The organism is Mesorhizobium sp. WSM2561 (assembly GCF_000513915.1).
Taxonomy (GTDB): domain Bacteria; phylum Pseudomonadota; class Alphaproteobacteria; order Rhizobiales; family Rhizobiaceae; genus Mesorhizobium; species Mesorhizobium muleiense.
The window spans coordinates 1-1,586 of sequence record NZ_AZUX01000110.1 but is presented as its reverse complement, the minus strand read 5'-3'; the positions used below and the strand labels follow the sequence as shown (position 1 = coordinate 1,586).

Annotated in this window: 1 protein-coding gene; it reads left to right on the top strand. The window is 67.0% G+C overall.

Translation table 11 applies throughout. From position 1 onward, the window contains the following. Window positions 1–21 precede the first annotated feature (21 nt). Window positions 22–1,227, top strand: a complete 1,206-nt coding sequence (locus M727_RS0132770) for an IS91 family transposase (RefSeq protein WP_027156033.1) — start codon at window positions 22–24, stop codon at window positions 1,225–1,227. Window positions 1,228–1,586: the final 359 nt, after the last annotated feature.

Below are 1,586 nucleotides of genomic sequence, written 5' to 3'. Positions count from 1 at the left end.
CCCCCGGCTGAGCCGCGCGCCATGCGCCCGGATCTGGAAGTGGCGGATATATTCCACCGTCACGGGGCTGATTATCGCCGCGACTATGCCGGCCATCTCGGGCGTGTCGAGCGCCGGGTCATGGCCGCGGTGGAGGCGTGCCGGACCGCGGCCCTGGGCGGTCACGCCGAACAGTGCACCGACTGCGGCCTCGTGCGGCAAGCCTATAACTCCTGCCGCAACCGCCACTGCCCTAAATGCCAAGGCCTAGCCCGCGCCCAGTGGCTGGCTGAGCGGCAGGCTGAGCTGCTGCCGGTCCCATACTTCCACGTGGTCTTCACCGTTCCGGCCCAGATCGCTGAGATCGCCTTCCAGAACAAGGCGGCGGTCTATGCGATCCTGTTCAAGGCCGCGTCCGAAGCCTTGAGGGTGGCGGCGGCCGATCCCAGGCATCTGGGCGCCGAGATCGGCGTGGTCGCCGTGCTTCATACTTGGGGTCAAAATCTCCACCATCATCCGCATGTCCACTGCGTCGTGCCGGGCGGCGGCCTGTCGCTCGAGCCTGCCACGGCGAAGACCGGGGACCAGCGATGGATCGCCTGCCGGCCGGGATTTTTCCTGCCCGTACGGGTTCTGTCGCGCCTGTTCAGGCGGCTATTCCTGGAGCGCCTGCAGGACGCCTTCGACGCCGGCCAGCTTCGCTTCTTCAGCGATCTCGCCAGCCTGGCCGACCGTGCCAGCTTCTGCGCCCATCTGGCTGGACTGAAGGGGATCGAATGGGTCGTCTACGCCAAGGCTCCGTTCGGCGGTCCCGAACAGGTCCTCGCCTATCTGGGCCGCTACACCCATCGCGTCGCCATCGCCAACAGCCGCCTCGTGAGCCTGGACCAGGGAAAGGTCAGCTTCCGCTGGAAGGACTATCGCCATCACGACAAGTCCAAGCACAAGCTCATGACCTTAAGCGCCGACGAGTTCATCCGGCGCTTCCTGCTGCACGCTCTTCCAGACGGGTTCCATCGCATCCGCCATTACGGCCTCCTCGCCAACGGCCACCGCGTCGCCAAACTGGCCCAGTGCCGTCTTCTTCTGGCAGCGCCCACGCCGCCGCCGGACCCGACCGCCGACTATCGCCAGCGTTACCGCTGTCTCACAGGACGCTCCCTGGACATCTGCCCGGGCTGCGGCGGCGCCATGGCCTCGCTCGGCCCGATCCCGCGCAAGGCACCGACCTGGCCAGACACCTCATGACACGCTGCGCACCGACACGCTCGCACCGTCCATCCCGGCGTCTGCTGCAGTCGTCGCCGGACCTCTGCGCGTCGCTAGTCAAAGTCGCAGCCCGGCTATCGCCAGCAACGCTGCACCTCAGCGTCAACGACCCAATGGCGCCGTCTCTCGCGTCCCAGATGGTCCTGCATCGCGACGACGGGCGACTGCCCCAGACCGATCGGCGAGCCCGCTCCGGCGCCTCGGACACACTGTCGAGCGCTAAATCCCCATAGCCCCGCCCGCCATCCCGCGGTTCAGTTCAATCAGGCTTCAATGTAGTCGCGACCCGTGCGTGCACGCCCAATCGCGCCCGCGACCACACAGAACCCTCCAGATTC

Excerpts from the sequence above, each read along its gene's own strand:
- M727_RS0132770 (WP_027156033.1), top strand. The coding sequence starts at position 22 with ATGCGCCCGGATCTGGAAGTGGCGGATATATTCCACCGTCACGGGGCT.